Source organism: Streptomyces sp. 142MFCol3.1 (assembly GCF_000424945.1).
Taxonomy (GTDB): Bacteria; Actinomycetota; Actinomycetes; order Streptomycetales; family Streptomycetaceae; genus Streptomyces; species Streptomyces siamensis.
Genome location: NZ_AUKV01000017.1, coordinates 93647 through 110310 on the forward strand (window position 1 = coordinate 93647; position 16664 = coordinate 110310).

A 16664-nucleotide genomic window follows, 5' to 3' on the forward strand; every position below is an offset into this window, starting at 1 on the left:
CGGGTCCGTGGTGATCGGCTCCATGGCGGCCGCGACGGCGGTGACCGGGTCCGTGCCGGGCGGTCGCCGCCTCCGTCGCCGTCGCCGCCCGCTCACACCGGGGGCCGGAACACGGGCACCCGCACCGCCCCCGCGTCCCGGAACGTCACCTCCAGCTCCATCCCCACCCGCAGGGCCGTGGGGAGGCACTGGACCACCTCGGTCATCATCCGCGGCCCCTCGGCGAGATCCACGACGGCGGCGGTGTACGGCACACGTCCGCCGAAGGGCGGGAGGTCGTTGCGGTGCACGACGGACCAGGTGTAGAGCGTGGCGCGCCCGCTCGCGGGCCGCCAGGCGACGTCCTCGCTCCAGCAGTGCGGGCAGAACTCCCGGGGATAGTGGTGCGACCGGTCGCAGGCGGCACAGTGGCGCAGCAGCAGCCGGCCCTCGGCCGCCGCGTCCCAGTACGGCCGGGTGAAGGCGTCCGCCTCGGGAAGGTCGAACCGCGCGCCGGACGCGCCGCTCACCGTCCCGCTCATCGGAAGAGTCCGAACGCGTCGTCCAGCGACCACGTCTGCCACGACATCCCGAACAGGGCGACCAGGGAGATCAGCGCCATCATCGAGTTCTGCCCCTGCTCGGCCCAGTCGTGGATCATGAGGACGAGGTAGAGGAGGTTCAGCAGGAGTCCGCCGACCAGCGCGACCGGCGTCAGCAGGCCGGTGACCAGGCCGAGTCCGAGGGCCAGTTCGGCGTAGACGACGACGTACGCCATCGTGCGCGGGCGCGGCGCGACGACCGCGTCGAAGCCGGAGCGCACGGCGTTCCAGCGGTGCTCGGCCGCGACGTCCGCCGCCCAGGCGATCCCGGTGCCCCGCTCGAGCCAGCCCTTCCTGTCCTTGTGCCGCCAGCTCTCCAGCCACCACAGGCCGAGCCCGATCCGGAGCACCGCCAGCCATTCCGCGCCACTGAGCCAGATGGTGTCCATGGCCGATCCTCCCGCCGCACCGCCAGATCTGACGGTACGTCAGTTCAGCGCAAGCGCGCGGACCGCGCAAGAGGCGTGCACCGTCCGTGGCGCACCGTCCCCCGGACCGGACCGGCGCGACACCGCCACCCCACTCCACACCCCCGCCACAACGAGGCCGTCTACGCCACCGACCCCACCCACTCCTCCTACAACCGTGATCAGTTCGCAACCGATTCCGGTCTTGACCGAGACCTATCAAGCTAAGTCGTGATTACGCTCGCGCTCATGGCCGACTCGACTGCTTCCTCGACACCCCGCACGGTGCCGTCCCACGAAGACCGCCCCGTGTACGTGATCGGCGGCGGCCCCGGCGGACTCGCGGCGGCGTACGCACTGCGCGCCCAGGGCGTACGGGCCGTCGTGCTGGAGAAGTCCGACAAGGTCGGCGCCTCCTGGCGGCGCCACTACGACCGGCTGCACCTGCACACCACCCGGCGGCTGTCCGCGCTGCCGGGGCTGCCCATGCCGCGTTCCTTCGGGCGCTGGGTGTCGCGCGACGACGTCGTGCGCTACCTGGAGAAGTACGCCGAGCACCACCAGCTGGAGATCGTCACCGGCGTCGAGGTCTCGCGCATCGAGCCCGCGCCGGGCGGCGACGGCTGGCTGCTGCGCGCCACCGGCGGACGTGAGCTGACGGGCAGCGCCGTGGTCGTCGCCACCGGCTACAACCACACGCCCCGCCTGCCCGACTGGCCCGGCCGGGACGACTACACCGGCGAGCTGCTGCACGCCGGGCAGTACCGCAACCCCACGCCCTACACCGGCCGGGACGTACTCGTCGTCGGCATCGGCAACACGGGCGCCGAGATCGCCGTGGACCTGGTCGAGGGCGGTGCCCGCCGCGTACGCCTGTCGGTCCGCACCGCACCGCACATCGTGCGCCGCTCCACCGCAGGGTGGGCCGCGCAGTTCACCGGGATCCTGGTCCGGCGGCTGCCGGTGGGGCTCGTGGACCGACTCGCCCGGCCGATGGCCAGGCTGAGCGTCCCCGACCTGTCGGCCCAGGGGCTGCCCCGCCCCGAGACCGGGCTCTACTCCCGCGTCAACGAGGGCTCCATCCCCGTCCAGGACGTCGGCCTCATCGACGCCGTCCGCAAGGGCAAGGTGGAGATCGTGGCCGCCGTGGACGGCTTCGAGGACGGCAAGGTGATCCTCGCCGACGGGCAGCGGATCGGTCCGGACACGGTGATCGCCGCCACCGGCTACGTCCGCGCGCTGGAGGACGTCGTGGGCCACCTCGGCGTGCTCGACCCGCGCGGCCGCCCGGTCGTGCACGGCGCCCGCTCCCCGAAGGACGCCCCGGGTCTCTACTTCACCGGCTTCACCAACCCCATCAGCGGCATGTTCCGCGAACTCGCCCTCGACGCCCACAAGATCGCCAAGTCGGTCGCCCGCCACACGGCCACGGCGCGGGGGTCCGCACCCGCCGCCCGCTGACCCGCGCACCCCCGCCCGGCAGCCCGGCCACCGCCCCGGCGTAAGGCTCGACGCCCGGCACCGGACACCCGGTACTCGACACCCGGCACTCGACGTCCGGCACCCGACGCCTACGCCCGACGCCTACGCCCGGCGGTCCGCCGTCGCGTCCGCTCGCCGGGCCGCACCCGCGCCTACCCAACCGCGCCCCTCGCCCGCCGGGCAGGCCCGCGGACCGCGGCGTGCGGCTCCGGTGCGGCGAGCGACGCCGGCTCCCGCTCCGGCTCGCGATTGCATCTCCGGTCTCCGGCGCGCAGCGACAGCGACAGCGACAGCGCGCAACTCCCCCACATACCAATCGCGTTACCCGGACGTCGTATGTGGTGCCGGTGCTGTACCCGTCCAGCCACGCGGGCCGGAATGCGAGCCCTGCCCACTCTCCGGTTGCGGCTCCATCCACCTCTCGTGTTCGACTCGCATCGACGGAGGGCGGGGCCGGCACCAAGACCTCCACCTGCTGGAACGGCTGCATGACGGCGCCGTCCGCTCCGGCGAGCGCGTGGCGAAGGAGGTCCGGGCGGCGCCGTGACGGTTCCGCCCGGCCGGGCGGCGGGTACGAACCACGTACCCGCCGCACCCCCGCACGCGCCTCCCGCCGGACCACCGGGGCCGAGGCCGCACCGCCGCACCCCCTCCTCGCGCACAGCCTTTGCCTGCACGACGGTTCCTGACGCGACGTCAGTTGCGTAATCTGACACTGCGTCAGTTAAAAGTTGGCTGTCACACAGGAGCGGGCGGACCGATGCTTGGATCAACCCACGGCACCCTCACCACCGACTCCCGCCGGGCCCGGGTCATCGCCTGCGGCGAGCAACCCTCGCCGGTCGTGCACGGCCGGCCGGCCGAGGTCGACGACCTGGACGTCAGCGGGCGACCGCTGTACGCCGACGTCCCCGATCTGGACCGCTTCTTCCGTCCCGGATCCGTGGCCGTGGTCGGCGCCTCGGACGCCGAGGGACGGCCCAACACCGGCATCACCAGGCAGCTCATCGCCTGGGCGGAGCGGGTCGGCGCCCGGCTGCACCCCGTGCACCCCACCCGCCGGTCCGTCTTCGGCATCCCCTGCTTCCCCTCCGTCGCCGACCTGCCCGAGCAGGTCGATCTCGCCGTGCTGCTCGTCGGCGACCCCCTCCCCGTGATCGAGGAACTGGCCCAGGCCAAAGTGAGGTTCGCCGTCGCCTTCGCCTCCGGATTCGCCGAGACCGGGGCCGACGGCGCCGAGGCGCAGGACCGTCTCGCCGCCGCCGTCCGGCGCTCCGGGCTCCGCCTGCTCGGCCCCAACACGAACCTCAACGCCTTCGAGCACTTCCGCGACGATCTCGCGGGTCCGGCGATCGCGCTCATCACCCAGTCGGGGCACCAGGGACGCCCGGTGTTCGCCATGCAGGAGCTGGGCGTCCGGCTCTCCCACTGGGCGCCCACCGGCAACGAGGCCGACCTGGAGGCCGCCGACTTCATCTCCTACTTCTCCGAACAACCCGGCATCGGGGCCATCGCCTGCTATGTCGAGGGCCTCAAGGACGGCCGCTCCTTCCTGCTCGCCGCGGACCGCGCGGCCCGGCGCGGGGTGCCCGTCGTCGCGGTCAAGGTCGGCCGCACCGAGACCGGCGCCCGCACGGCCGCCTCGCACACCGGCAAGCTGACCGGCGCCGACGCGGTGGTGGACGCGGCCATGCGGCAGTACGGAGTGATCCGCGTCGACGGGCTCGACGAGCTCCAGGACACCGCCGCCCTGCTGGCGCGGGCACGCGCCCCGCACGCCGAGGGCGTCGTCGTCTATTCGATCTCGGGCGGCACGGGCGCGCACTTCGCGGACCTGGCGAGCGAGGCCGGGCTCGCGCTGCCCACGCTGTCCGAGGAGAAGCAGGCCGAGCTGCACCAGTGGATACCCGACTACCTGAACGTCGCCAACCCCGTCGACAACGGCGGGCATCCCGTGGGCGACTGGCGCGGCCGGAAGATCATCGACGCGATCCTCGCCGACCCTTCCGTGGGGGTGCTCGTCTGCCCCATCACCGGCCCCTTCCCGCCGATGAGCGACAGGCTCGCCCGGGATCTGGTGGACGCGGCGGAGCAGACGGACAAGCTGGTGTGCGTGGTGTGGGGGTCGCCGGTCGGAACGGAGGCCGCCTACCGCGAGACGCTGCTCGGGTCCTCACGGGTCGCCACCTTCCGCACCTTCGCCAACTGCATCACCGCCGTACGCGCCCACCTGGACCACCACCGGTTCGTCTCGGCCTACCGCTCCCCCTTCGACGAGGCACCCCGCACGCCCTCGCCCTCCTTCCGCAAGGCGCAGGCGCTGATGCGCCCCGGCCAGCAGCTGAGCGAGCACGCGGCCAAGCAACTGCTGCGCGCCTACGGCATCAGGGTGCCGCGTGAGCAACTGGTGACCAGCGCGGCGGCGGCCGTACGGGCGGCGAGTCTGGTCGGCTACCCGGTCGTCATGAAGGCCTCCGGCGCGCAGATCGCCCACAAGACCGAACTCGGCCTGGTCAAGGTGGGGCTGACCTCCGCCAGCCAGGTCCGCGACTCCTATCGCGAGCTGACCGACATCGCGCGCTACGAGGGGATCTCGCTCGACGGTGTGCTCGTGTGCCAGATGGTCGAGCGGGGTGTCGAGATGGTCGTCGGTGTCACCCACGACCCGCTCTTCGGGCCGACCGTGACCGTGGGACTCGGCGGTGTGCTCGTCGAGGTGCTGCGGGACACGGCCGTGCGCGTGCCGCCCTTCGGTGAGGACCAGGCGCGGGCGATGCTGTCGGAGCTGCGAGGGCGGGCCCTTCTCGACGGGGTGCGCGGTGGGCCGCCGGTGGACGTCGACGCGCTCGTCGAGGTCGCCCTGCGTGTGCAGCGGATGGCCCTCGAACTCGGCGACGACATCGCGGAGCTGGACATCAATCCGCTGATGGTGCTGCCGCGCGGGCAGGGCGCGGTGGCCCTGGACGCCATGGTGGTCTGCCACTGACCGGCCCGCCGCAGGGCCCACCGTCCCCCGCACGCATCGGAGTACCCCCATGTCCGACTCCCCCTGTGAATCCCCGGATTCCCGTCGGTCCGCCGGGCCGCGCGAAACGCCTGAACCGCGCGAGGCACGCGAACCATCGGAAATATCCCAACAGTCTGGAAACCCCCTCGAGTCATTGATACTTCACACCACTGACAACGCCGTCTCGTGGATCACCCTCAACCGGCCCGAGGCGATGAACGCCCTCACCCGGGACCAGCGGGAACGGGTGATCGCGCTGCTCACCGAGGCGTCCGCCGACCCCGCGGTGCGGGCCGTCGTGATCACCGCGCGAGGGCGCGGCTTCTGCGCGGGCGCGGACCTGCGCGGCGGTCCGCCCGCCGGAGAGCGGGTCGCCGGCGACGTCGCCCGGACGATCCGGCTCGGCGCGCAGCGCCTGATCGCCGCCGTCCTCGACTGCGAGAAGCCGGTGATCGCGGCCGTCAACGGCACGGCGGCCGGGATCGGCGCGCACCTCGCCTTCGCGTGCGACCTCGTGCTCGCGGCGGAACCGGCCCGGTTCATCGAGGTCTTCGTGCGCCGCGGTCTCGTCCCCGACGGCGGCGGCGCCCATCTGCTGCCGCGGCTCGTCGGTCCGCAACGCGCGAAGGAGTTGATGTTCTTCGGCGACGCGCTGACGGCCGCGGACGCGGAGCGGATCGGGCTCGTCAACAGGGTCGTGCCGCCGGACGACCTGGAGAAGACCGCCCGCGCGTGGGCGGAGCGGCTCGCAGCCGGCCCGACCCGTGCGCTGGCCCTCACCAAGCGTCTGGTCAACGCCTCTCTCGACACCGACCGTGCGACGGCCTTCGCCGCGGAGGCGGCCGCGCAGGAGATCAACATGACGACGGCGGACGCCGTCGAGGGCGTCACGAGCTTCGTGGAACGGCGCGATCCCCGCTTCGAGGGCCGCTGACCCGTCGTCGGCATCCGTCGTCGACATCCGTCGTCGGCCGCTCGGCATCCGCCGTCGGCCCGGCGGCGGACAGCCCCCCTCCTAGTCGCGGGCCAGGATGCGCAGGTCGCCGCTGTCCGGGTCGCCGAAGAGCACGAACAGTTCGGGGTCGCTCCGGCTGCCCCCGATGGTCCAGTAGGTGTCGTGGCCGCAGTCCTTCACGCGTACGACGACGCCGTCCCGCACCTCGGACCCGTTCCCGCCGGCGTAGGGGTCGTAACGGCCGTCGGTGTCCAGGAACCAGCTGCCCGTCCCGTCGCAGCGGGTGAAATCCCGCTTCGCGACGTCGCCGAACTCGGGCTCGGCGGGCAGCTTCGTGAGGTCGGCCCGGCCGCCGGGCCGCAACCGCAGCACCGCACCGCCGTCGCCGTGCCAGACTCCGACGAGCTGTGCGGTGGTCAGAGTCGGGGGCTCGTACTCCTCGATGAGTCCCGTGGACAGCCCCACCGCGCCGGCCGTCGCGACCAGGACGCACGCCGCGAGGGCGGCGAGCGCGGAGCGGGACCAGATGCGACGGACGCGTGACGGGCGGCCGGTGGCACGCGCCCGCCGCCGGACGTGGCCGACGCCCAGCGCGGGCAGGATCCCGGAGGCGGCGAGGAGCAGGGCGGGTGTGCCGGTGGGCGAGAGACCGCCGAGGGTGACGGCGACGGTGGCCCACAGGACGCCCAGGAGGATCACGGCCGCCAGGTGCCGGGCGGTCTCGGGACCGGGGGCGCGCCGGGTCGTCAGCCGGGCCAGCGTGGCGGCCGGCATCGTATGGACGGCCGCGTGCAGCATGCCGAGCGCGGCGAACAGCAGCGGGCCGAGGACGACCATGCACAGCAGGCCCGCGGCGGCGAGCGCGCCGCCGGTCCCGGCCCCGCGGTTGTCGTCGTCGAACGTCCCGACCCACCAGACCGCGGCGGCCACCGCGAGCTGTACGGCACAGACCGCGGCGGCGGCGTTCAGTTCGGTGGTCTCCCATGTCAGCCGCGGATGCCTGGGCCGACCCCTGTCTCCCCACCCCATGGGCGAAAGATACGCGGCCGGTGCGCGACGGCACACGAGGGGTCGGCGACCGTCCCGGCCCCCGCCCCGCCCACCGGACCCGCCCGCCGCCCTTCCGCCCCGTCCGTCATCGCTTCCCCGCCCGACATCGCTTCCCCGCCCGCCCTTCCGCCGCCTGCCCCGTCCGTCCCGTCCCCCCTTCCGTCACCCCACCCCTTCCAATCTGACGAACCGTCAGCTTCAATGGGGAAGGTGATGGGACACGCAGGGATGGCCGCAGCCGCCGTCCGCTACCTCCGGTCGGCCGGGGCCCCCACCGCCGCGGGGCCCGTCGAGGCGCTGCCGCGGCCGGACCTCCGCGCGGTCGGCGAGGACGAACGCGCACCGGTCGACCAGAGCGAGTTCCGCCGGGTGCTCGGGAACTTCGCGAGCGGCGTCACCGTGGTCACCGCCCCGGACACCGGGGCGACGGATCACGAGGCACCGGCGGGGCCCGCGGGTTTCGCCTGCCAGTCCTTCGCCTCGCTCTCCCTCGACCCCCCGCTGGTCTGCTTCATGGTCGGTCGCACGTCGACGACCTGGCCGCGGATCGCCCGCGCGGGAGTCTTCTGCGTGAACGTCCTCGGGGCCCACCAGGGCGAGCTGTGCCGCGGCTTCGCGGTGAGCGGCGCGGACAAGTTCGCCGGGGTCGCGTACGACGCGGCGCCGGTCTCCGGCTCGCCGCGGCTCGCCGGGGTCGCGGCCTGGATCGACTGCACGATCCACGCGGTGCACACGGGTGGCGACCATCTGATCGTGGTGGGGCGGGTGGACGCCCTCGGCACCGGGGACGACGACGCCGCACCGCTGCTCTTCCACAAGGGCCGCTTCCTCTAGACCGCGACCGGCACGAGGAACGCGACCGGCACCCGGCCCGCGGCCCTCACGTGGACCGCGGCACTCAGGCACCACCCCCGACCGTCATGCGAGCGCAGGTGCGGGTGCGGCCGTCACCGGACGCCTGCGCCGGATCACCAGCGCCATCAGCGCCGCCGCCGCGCACAGCGCGCCCGAGGCGTACCAGACGACGTCGTACGAGCCGAAGGTGTCCCGCGCGACACCGCCGAGGAACGCGACGAGGGCGGCGCCGACCTGGTGGGAGGCGAGGACCCAGCCGAAGACGATGGCACTGTCCTCGCCGTACTGCTCGCGGCACAGGGCCAGCGTGGGCGGGACCGTGGCGACCCAGTCGAGGCCGTAGAAGACGATGAAGAAGATCATCGGCGGCTGCACGCTCGGGGCGAGGAGCATCGGCAGGAACAGCAGCGAGACGCCGCGCAGCGCGTAGTACACGGCCAGCAGCCGGCGGGGCTCGAAGCGGTCGGTGAACCAGCCCGAGGCGATCGTGCCGACGACGTCGAAGACACCGATGACCGCGAGGAGCGAGGCGGCCGCCGTGACGGGCATGCCGTGGTCGTGGGCGGCGGGCACGAAGTGGGTCTGCACGAGGCCGTTCGTGGAGGCGCCGCAGATCGCGAAGGTGCCGGCGAGCAGCCAGAAGGGTCCCGTGCGGACGGCGGAGAGCAGGACGGTCACCGCGCGCCGGGCGGCTCCGGGCACCGGCTCGGGCTTCGGCACGAACTCCGTGGCGCCGTACGGCTTCTGGCCCACGTCCGCCGGATGGTCGCGCAGCAGCAGCCACACGAAGGGGACGACCGCGAGGGCGGCTAGGGAGACGGTGACCGCGGCCGGACGCCAGTCGTGCTCCTCGACGATCCAGGACAGCACCGGCAGGAAGATCAGCTGGCCGGACGCCGAGGCGGCCGTCAGGATGCCCGTCACCAGGCCCTTGCGCTCGGTGAACCAGCGGTTGGTGACCGTCGCGGCGAAGGCCAGGGCCATCGAACCGGAGCCCAGGCCCACGAGCAGGCCCCAGCACAGCAGCAGTTGCCAGGCCGCCGTCATCCACACGGTGAGACCGGAGCCGAGCGCGATCACCGTCAGCGCGACGGCGACCACGCGCCGGATGCCGAAGCGGTCCATCAGCGCGGCGGCGAACGGCGCCGTCAGCCCGTACAGCGCGAGGTTGACCGAGACGGCGGCTCCGATCGTGCCGCGCGACCAGTGGAACTCCTGGTGCAGCGGATCGATCAGGAGTCCCGGCAGCGAGCGGAAAGCCGCCGCGCCGATGATCGTCACGAAGGTGACGGCGGCGACGAACCAGGCGCGGTGGATGCGGTGGGCGCCAAAGGGGCGTGCGGGTCGGGAGTCCTCGACGGGCGCGGCGGCTTCGGTTGTCTGGGTCACGACATAGAGCTTCGGGGACGGGCTCCGCACGAACCACTGGCCCGAAGGACAGCATTCGTTAGGATCGGGCCATGACCGAACAGCAGGCACCGCACCGGCGGCACCGCGTCGCCATCCTCGCGCTCGATGGCCTGATGCCCTTCGAGCTGGGCATCCCGCAGCGGATCTTCGGCAAGGCACAAGACGCCGAGGGCCGGCCCCTGTACGAGGTCGTCACCTGTTCGCTTCGGGCGCCCGGACCGGTCGAGACGGACGCCGACTTCGCCGTCCTCGTCGCGAACGGACCGGAGGCGCTCGACACCGCCGACACCGTGGTGGTCCCCACGTCGTACGAGCTCGGCCCGGTCTACGAGGACGGCGTCCTCACCCCCGAACTGGCCTCGGCCTTCGCCCGCATCCGCCCCGGCACCCGGCTCGTCTCCATCTGCATCGGCGGCTACGTCCTCGCCGCCGCCGGCCGGCTCGACGGACGCCCCGCCACCACGCACTGGATGCACGCGGACCACTTCCAGCAGCTCTTCCCGAGGATCCGGGTCGACCCGGACGTGCTGTTCGTCGACGACGGCGACGTGCTCACCTCCGCCGGGGTCGCGGCCGGGATCGACCTGTGCCTCCATCTCGTACGCCGGGACCACGGTGCCGCCGTCGCCAATGAGGTGGCCCGCCGCACGGTCGTACCGCCGCACCGCGACGGCGGTCAGGCGCAGTACATCCAGCGCCCGGTCCCGCAGGCGCAGGCGGCCACCACCACCGCGGCCCGCGCCTGGGCTCTCGGCCGCCTGCACGAGCCGATCCAGCTGCGCGACATGGCCGAGCAGGAGGCCATGTCGGTGCGCACCTTCACGCGCCGCTTCCGCGAGGAGGTCGGCATCAGCCCCGGACAGTGGCTCACCCAGCAGCGCGTCGAACGGGCCAGGCATCTGCTGGAGTCCAGCGACCTGTCCATCGACCAGGTGGCGCGGGACGCGGGCTTCGGCACGGCGCAGTCGATGCGCCAGCACCTCCAGGCGGCGCTCGGGGTCACGCCCACCGTGTACCGGCGGACCTTCCGGGCGGGGAGCACCGGACCCGGACCCGGCGGCGACGCGGGCTCCGGCGACTCCCTCACGCCGTCCGCGCCGGGCCGGGAGCGGGGCGACGGCCGCCGCCCGGTCGCGGCCCCCGGTCGCTAGAAGGTCAGCACCGCCCTCGCCACCCTCCCCTGGTGCGCGTCCTCCACGGCCTTGTCGAAGTCCTCCACCGGGTACGTCGCCGTGACCAGCTCGTCCAGCAGCAGGCGGCCCTCGCGGTACAGCTCCGCGTAGAGCGCGACGTCGCGCTGCGGGCGGGAGGAACCGTAGCGGCAGCCCAGGATCGACTTGTCCAGGAACAGGGAGGAGACGAGGAAGGACGCCTCGGCCGTCGCCGGCGGCACCCCGAGCAGCACCGCCTGCCCGTGTCGGTCGAGCAGTTCGACGGCCTCGCGGACGAGTTCGACCCTGCCGACGCACTCGAAGACGTGGTCGGCGCCGGTCGGCAGGATGTCCTTCACCCGCTCCGTCGAGGTCAGGAAGTGCGTCGCGCCGAACCTGCGGGCGGCGGACTCCTTCGCCGGGTTGGCGTCGACCGCGACGACCTTCAGGGCGCCCGCGATCCGTGCGCCCTGGAGGACGTTGAGACCGATACCGCCCGTTCCGATCACGACGACGCTGTCGCCCCGGTCCACCCGGGCGCGGTTGAGGACCGCGCCGACACCGGTCAGGACCCCGCAGCCGATGAGCGCGGCGGACGTCTGCGGGATGTCCTCGGGGATCCGGACCGCCTGCACGGCCTTCACGACCGTGCGTTCCGCGAAGGCCGAGTTGGCGGCGAACTGGTACAGCGGCCGCCCGGCCCGTGTGAACGGCTGCTGCGGCATCCCGATCGCCTTGCGGCACATCGTCGGCCGCCCCCGGTCGCACTCCGCGCAGGCACCGCAGTTGGCCAGCGTGGACAGGGACACATGGTCGCCCGGCCGGACGTGGGTGACGCCGTCGCCGACCTTCTCCACCACGCCCGCGCCCTCGTGTCCGAGCACCACGGGCACGGGGAACGGGATGGTCCCGTCCACCACGGAGAGGTCGCTGTGGCAGAGTCCGGCCGCGGAGAGGGCGACCCGTACCTCGCCGGGGCCCGGCTCCCGTACCTCCAGGTCGTCCACGACCTGGGTCTGCTTCCCGTCGAAGATCACGCCTCGCATCGCGCCGTGCTCCCCTCTGTCCCGGGCCGCCACCGGGTTCCGCTCCCGGGGCCGTCCCGTGGGTTCGTGTCCCGGGGCTATCCCCTGGGTTCCTTCGGCAGGCCGAGCACGCGCTCGGCGATGATGGTGCGCTGGACCTCGTCCGAGCCGCCGTAGACGGTGTCGGCCCGGCTGAACAGGAACAGGTGCTGGAACGCGTCCAGTTCGTACGGTGCCGCCGCCGACCAGTCGACCGGCCCCACCGCCGCCCCGGGCCCTCGCACCCGTACCGCGAGCTCGCCCAGCCGCCGGTGCCAGCCGCCCCACAGCAGCTTCGCCACGCTGGGCGCCCCGGTACCGTCCGTGTCCCGACCGCCGAGCGTGCGCAGGGCGTTCCAGCGCATGGTGCGCAGCTCGGCCCACTGGCGTACGAGCAGGTCGCGCACGACGGGATCGGTGACGGCTCCGCTCGCCACGGCCGCCTCCACGACGCGCCCCAACTCCTCGGCGAACCCGATCTGCTGGGCCAGTGTGGAGACCCCCCGCTCGAAGCCGAGGAGGCTCATCGCGACGCGCCAGCCGTCGCCCTCGCCGCCGACCAGGTGCTCGGCGCGCGCCACCGCCCCGTCGAAGAAGACCTCGTTGAACTCGCTCGTGCCGGTGAGCTGCCGGATGGGGCGGACCTCGACGCGGCCGGGCTGGTCCATCGGGACGAGCAGGAAGGACAGGCCGTGGTGGCGGACGGAGCCGGCACCGGTACGGGCCAGCACGAAGCACCAGTCGGCCTCGTGGGCCAGCGAGGTCCAGATCTTCTGCCCGGTGACACGGTACGAGCCACCGTCCCGTACGGCCGCGGTCCGCACCCCGGCGAGGTCCGAGCCCGCACCCGGCTCGCTGTAGCCCTGGCACCAGAGTTCGTCGCCGCGGGCGACGGGCGGCAGGAAACGGGACTTCTGCTCCGGTGTGCCGTGCGCGACGAGGGTGGGGGCGAGCAGGTTCTCCCCGATGTGCCCCGAGCGGGCGGGCGCCTTCGCGCGGGCGTACTCCTCGGCCCAGACGACCTGCTGGATCAGGCTCGCCCGCCGGTTGCCGTACCCGTCCTCGCCCCATCCGAGGCCGATCCAGCCGCCCCGGCCGAGCTCCCGCTCCCAGTCCCGGCGCTCGGGCCGGCCGGTGAGGTGCGCCGCCAGCCACGCCCGCACCTCGTGCCGGAACTCCTCGTCCTCGGCGCCGAATCCGAACTCCATGCGCGCTCCCCCCTCCTTGGCCGCCAGGGCCCTCACGCGTTCGGCCGTGCCTTGGCGGCCGCCGCCCGCGCCATGGCCTCGACCTGCTCCAGCAGCGGCATCGGGTCGACGCCCACGGTGCCCGGCAGGAAGTCGGCGATCCGCTCGGGGGTCCAGGTGCCGTCCGCGTACCCGGCGCGCAGTTCGCGGGGCTGCGCCCACACCGCGATCTTGGGACCGGCGATCGTGTACACCTGGCCGGTGATCCGGGCCTCGCGCGCCCGGTCGGACAGCAGGTAGACGACCAGCGCGGCGACGTCCTCCGGCTCGCCGATCTCCTTGAGTTCCATGGGTACGCCCGCGGACATACGGGTCCGGGCGACCGGCGCGACCGCGTTGGCCGTCACCCCGTACTTGTGCAGCCCCAGCGCCGCGCTGCGGACGAGCGAGATGATCCCGCCCTTCGCCGCGCTGTAGTTGGCCTGCGAGACGGATCCCTGGTGGTTGCCGCTGGTGAAGCCGATGAGGGTGCCCGAGCCCTGTTCGCGCATCACCGCGGAGGCGGCCCGGAACAGCGTGAACGTGCCCTTCAGATGGGTGGCGACCACCGGGTCCCACTCCTGCTCGGACATGTTGAACAGCATCCGCTCGCGCAGGATCCCCGCCACGCACACCACGCCGTCGATCCGTCCGTACGACGCGAGCGCGGTGTCCACGACGCGCTGCCCGCCCGCCATGGTCGAGATGTCGTCGGCGACGGCCACCGCGTCCCCGCCGGCCGCCTCGATCTCCTTGACGACGGCCTCGGCGACCGAGCTGGTGGGCTCGGCGCCCTCGACGGACACGCCGTAGTCGTTGACGACGACCCGCGCGCCCGCCGCCGCGGCGGCGAGGGCGACGGCCCGGCCGATCCCCCGTCCGCCTCCCGTGACGGCGACGACCTTGCCTGCCAAGAAGTTCCCCACGCCCGGCCCCTTCCCGCAGTTTCTGACGGTCCGTTAGATTCAACTCGGATTCTACGACCCGTCAGATACCTGGAGACAAGCCCCCGGGGAGGACTCATGTCACAGCGGGCGCTCCGTCCGGAGTTCCACGACATCGCCAAGCGCGTGAACAACTGGGGCCGTTGGGGGTCGGACGACGAGATCGGGACGCTGAACCTGATCACCGACGAGGTCGTACGGCAGGCCGCCGCGACCGTGCGCTCGGGACGCCGCGTGCCGCTGGCGCTGCCCCTGAGGCAGGACGGCGTACAGACCGGCATGATCCCGGGACGCGTCAATCCGCTGCACGTCATGGTGCAGGTCAACCAGGAGCTCTTCGGCCCCGGGACCGTCGCCTGCAGCGACGACGCCGTGACCATGGGGCTCCAGGCGGGCACCCACTGGGACGCCCTCACCCATGTCTCCCACTCGGGGAAGATCTACAACGGCCGCCCGGCCGGCACGGTCACCCCGCACGGCGGCGCCGAGTTCAGCGGGATCGACAAACCGCGGCACATCGTCTCGCGGGGCGTCCTGCTCGACGTCGCGCGGGCGCGGGGCGTGGAGCGCCTCGACGGCGGGCACCCCGTGACGCCCGGCGACCTGGACGCCGCCGAGGAGCTGGCGGGCACGCGGGTCCGGGCGGGCGACATCGTCCTGGTGCGCACGGGCCAGGTCCAGGTGTATCTCGCCGGGGACAAGCACGCGTACGGCTATCCCTCGCCGGGCCTGTCGGTGCACACCCCGCAGTGGTTCCACGCACGCGACGTCGCGGCGGTCGCGAACGACACCCTCACCTTCGAGATCTTCCCACCCGAGATCGAGGACCTGTGGCTGCCCGTGCACGCGCTCGACCTGGTCGAGATGGGGATGCTCCAGGGCCAGAACTGGAATCTCGAAGAGTTGTCCACAGCCTGTGGAGAAGAGGGCCGCTACGCGTTCCTGCTGTCGGCCATGCCCGAGCCCTTCGTCGGCGGCACGGGGACTCCGGTGGCACCGGTCGCGGTGCTCTGAGGGCCGTCCGTCACGCGGCACGACGGCCGGCCACCGGCCGCCGCCGCGAAGCACAAGGCGCCGAGGCCGGCCGGTAACCGCCGCCGACCCGCGTCGACCGCCGTCGCGAACCACCCTCGACCCCCGTCGGCCGCCGTCGCGAACCGCCGCGGACCTGGATCGGCTGGCGGCGCGTCACTGCGCGCCCCGAGCACGGCACTGCGCGCCGCCATCCGGCTCCGGCGTACCCGCCCTGCTCCTCCTGGCCCGGGGAGGAGCCGACGCCGAATGCGACTCACACTCGCCGAGGGCCCCCGTCACCGGAACCCTCGCCGTCCCCTCGCGGCGAATCGCTGACCACAAGCGTGATCAAACGGACACGTCACGTCAACACCCGCTCGGAGGTTCATCCCTGTACATCCCCGTTTGCGACAGCACGGACGGAAGCACACCCCGGCGCATTCGGCCGCGACCGCGGCCCGGCACCACGGGACTGTGCGCAGGTGCCCGCATCGTGCACCCCGCGCTCCAGAAGGGGCTGACCCCGACGCGCCGGGCCGGAGAATCCGGCGATACGGAGCATGGAGGGGCACGGCGGCGCGGCGGCGGCATATCACGGCGCGGCGAGCTCGCCGCGCCGAAGGTGCTCACGGCCCCGCGACCCCGACGCGACGCCGGCTACGCGCCACGGGCGCCACAGGCGGCGCGGGCGGCTCGGGCGGCAGGTCCTCCGGACGGCCGTCCGGGCCGGGAGACGGCCCTAGACCGCCTCGTACGCGAAGTCCTCGTAGCCCGGATAGGCGGCGCCCGTCGAGGCCCCCGGTGCGCAGCGGTCCACCTCGCACCAGATCCGCTTGCCGGCGCCTTCGGGGTTCCAGCCCCAGCGGTCCGCGAGACCGTCGACAAGTTCCAGGCCGCGACCGTTGGTCTCGTCGCCCTCGGCATGGCGGGGAATCGGGGGCCGGGCGCTGGTGTCGGCCACCTCCAGGCGGACGGTGGCCGCCTCGCACCCGCCCGGCAGGGAGAGCCGCAGCACGGCCGGACAGCCGGTGTGCACCACGGCATTGGTGACGAGTTCGGAGACGAGCAGGATCAGCGTCTCGGCGAGCGGTTCATCGGCCCCTATGCCTGACCCGGCGAGCCTCGACCTGGCCCATCGCCGGGCTCGCCCCACCTCCGCGGGGTCGGGCCGGATCTCCAGCTGCACTTGAAGCACCTGCACCGCTCACACCATCCGAACCGGCGGACACATCGCCTCGCGCCTCACAAGGGCCACGATCGTAGCCATTTTCTGCATGGCCAGAACAAGGATCACGGAACGTGATTCCCTTACGAGACAGCATGGTTGACGTACAGTCACCCCAACAAGCGCTTCGGGCATATTCCAGCGCGAAGGAGTACGCGTGCGGCATACTGTGCGACGCTCGCCGCGGGGAGTCGAACAGGCGGACTCGGGGGCCCGACCCGCCTCACGAGCGGCACGCATCGCCGGATCCGGCGCCGCCTCGCGGGCAACACCGGGATGGCTCGGCCTCAGAA

At 73.1% G+C, this 16664-nt stretch carries 14 protein-coding genes; 6 read left to right on the forward strand and 8 right to left on the reverse strand.

Annotated elements, in window-relative coordinates:
- Positions 1 to 92 precede the first annotated feature (92 nt).
- Together H305_RS0124860 and H305_RS0124865 are read right to left on the reverse strand one after the other, a co-directional pair.
- Entirely contained in the window at positions 93 to 521 is a 429-nt protein-coding gene (locus H305_RS0124860) for a Zn-ribbon domain-containing OB-fold protein (protein ID WP_028802784.1), read from the reverse strand.
- Complete coding sequence (locus tag H305_RS0124865) at positions 518 to 970, reverse strand: hypothetical protein (RefSeq protein ID WP_028802785.1); 453 nt, start codon at positions 968 to 970, stop codon at positions 518 to 520. Before H305_RS0124865 ends, H305_RS0124860 begins: the two co-directional genes overlap by 4 nt.
- A gap of 267 nt (positions 971 to 1237) precedes the next feature.
- Between H305_RS0124865 and H305_RS0124870 the strand changes: the two genes are divergently transcribed.
- The 3 genes from H305_RS0124870 (at position 1238) to H305_RS0124880 (ending at position 6411) form a co-directional block, all read left to right on the forward strand.
- Positions 1238 to 2449, forward strand: coding sequence for a flavin-containing monooxygenase (locus tag H305_RS0124870; RefSeq protein ID WP_028802786.1), 1212 nt, complete (start codon positions 1238 to 1240; stop codon positions 2447 to 2449).
- Positions 2450 to 3230: 781 nt separating this feature from the next.
- Entirely contained in the window at positions 3231 to 5456 is a 2226-nt protein-coding gene (locus H305_RS0124875) for an acetate--CoA ligase family protein (protein WP_028802787.1), read from the forward strand.
- Positions 5457 to 5631: 175 nt separating this feature from the next.
- Positions 5632 to 6411 carry an enoyl-CoA hydratase-related protein gene (locus H305_RS0124880; protein ID WP_028802788.1) on the forward strand — a complete coding sequence of 260 codons (780 nt, stop codon included), beginning with the start codon at positions 5632 to 5634 and terminating at the stop codon, positions 6409 to 6411.
- An 81-nt stretch (positions 6412 to 6492) separates the two neighbouring features.
- On the opposite strand, the gene H305_RS0124885 is transcribed toward H305_RS0124880, so the two are convergent.
- Positions 6493 to 7461 carry a hypothetical protein gene (locus tag H305_RS0124885; protein ID WP_028802789.1) on the reverse strand — a complete coding sequence of 323 codons (969 nt, stop codon included), beginning with the start codon at positions 7459 to 7461 and terminating at the stop codon, positions 6493 to 6495.
- A gap of 234 nt (positions 7462 to 7695) precedes the next feature.
- On the opposite strand from H305_RS0124885, the gene H305_RS0124890 reads away from it, so the two are divergent.
- Positions 7696 to 8316: a flavin reductase family protein gene (locus tag H305_RS0124890; protein WP_028802790.1), complete on the forward strand. Its 621-nt coding sequence runs from the start codon at positions 7696 to 7698 to the stop codon at positions 8314 to 8316.
- A gap of 84 nt (positions 8317 to 8400) precedes the next feature.
- Here H305_RS0124890 and H305_RS0124895 read toward each other — a convergent pair whose 3' ends face one another.
- Positions 8401 to 9726: an MFS transporter gene (locus H305_RS0124895; protein WP_028802791.1), complete on the reverse strand. Its 1326-nt coding sequence runs from the start codon at positions 9724 to 9726 to the stop codon at positions 8401 to 8403.
- Between the two features lie 71 nt (positions 9727 to 9797).
- Here H305_RS0124895 and H305_RS47020 point away from each other — a divergent pair, with 71 nt between their 5' ends.
- Positions 9798 to 10898: a GlxA family transcriptional regulator gene (locus tag H305_RS47020; RefSeq protein WP_078629235.1), complete on the forward strand. Its 1101-nt coding sequence runs from the start codon at positions 9798 to 9800 to the stop codon at positions 10896 to 10898.
- Here H305_RS47020 and H305_RS0124905 read toward each other — a convergent pair.
- From H305_RS0124905 to H305_RS0124915, 3 genes are all read right to left on the reverse strand, one after another.
- Positions 10895 to 11944, reverse strand: a complete 1050-nt coding sequence (locus H305_RS0124905) for a Zn-dependent alcohol dehydrogenase (protein ID WP_028802792.1) — start codon at positions 11942 to 11944, stop codon at positions 10895 to 10897. The genes H305_RS47020 and H305_RS0124905 overlap by 4 nt on opposite strands.
- Before the next feature lie 77 nt (positions 11945 to 12021).
- Positions 12022 to 13170 (reverse strand): acyl-CoA dehydrogenase family protein, encoded by a 1149-nt coding sequence (locus H305_RS0124910; protein ID WP_028802793.1) that lies wholly within the window; start codon positions 13168 to 13170, stop codon positions 12022 to 12024.
- A gap of 32 nt (positions 13171 to 13202) precedes the next feature.
- On the reverse strand, positions 13203 to 14114 hold the full coding sequence (locus H305_RS0124915; RefSeq protein ID WP_028802794.1) for an SDR family oxidoreductase: 912 nt from the start codon (positions 14112 to 14114) through the stop codon (positions 13203 to 13205).
- A gap of 96 nt (positions 14115 to 14210) precedes the next feature.
- Between H305_RS0124915 and H305_RS0124920 the strand changes: the two genes are divergently transcribed.
- Complete coding sequence (locus H305_RS0124920; RefSeq protein ID WP_028802795.1) at positions 14211 to 15146, forward strand: cyclase family protein; 936 nt, start codon at positions 14211 to 14213, stop codon at positions 15144 to 15146.
- Positions 15147 to 15885: 739 nt separating this feature from the next.
- Here H305_RS0124920 and H305_RS0124925 read toward each other — a convergent pair.
- Entirely contained in the window at positions 15886 to 16347 is a 462-nt protein-coding gene (locus H305_RS0124925) for an ATP-binding protein (protein ID WP_078629236.1), read from the reverse strand.
- Positions 16348 to 16664: the final 317 nt, after the last annotated feature.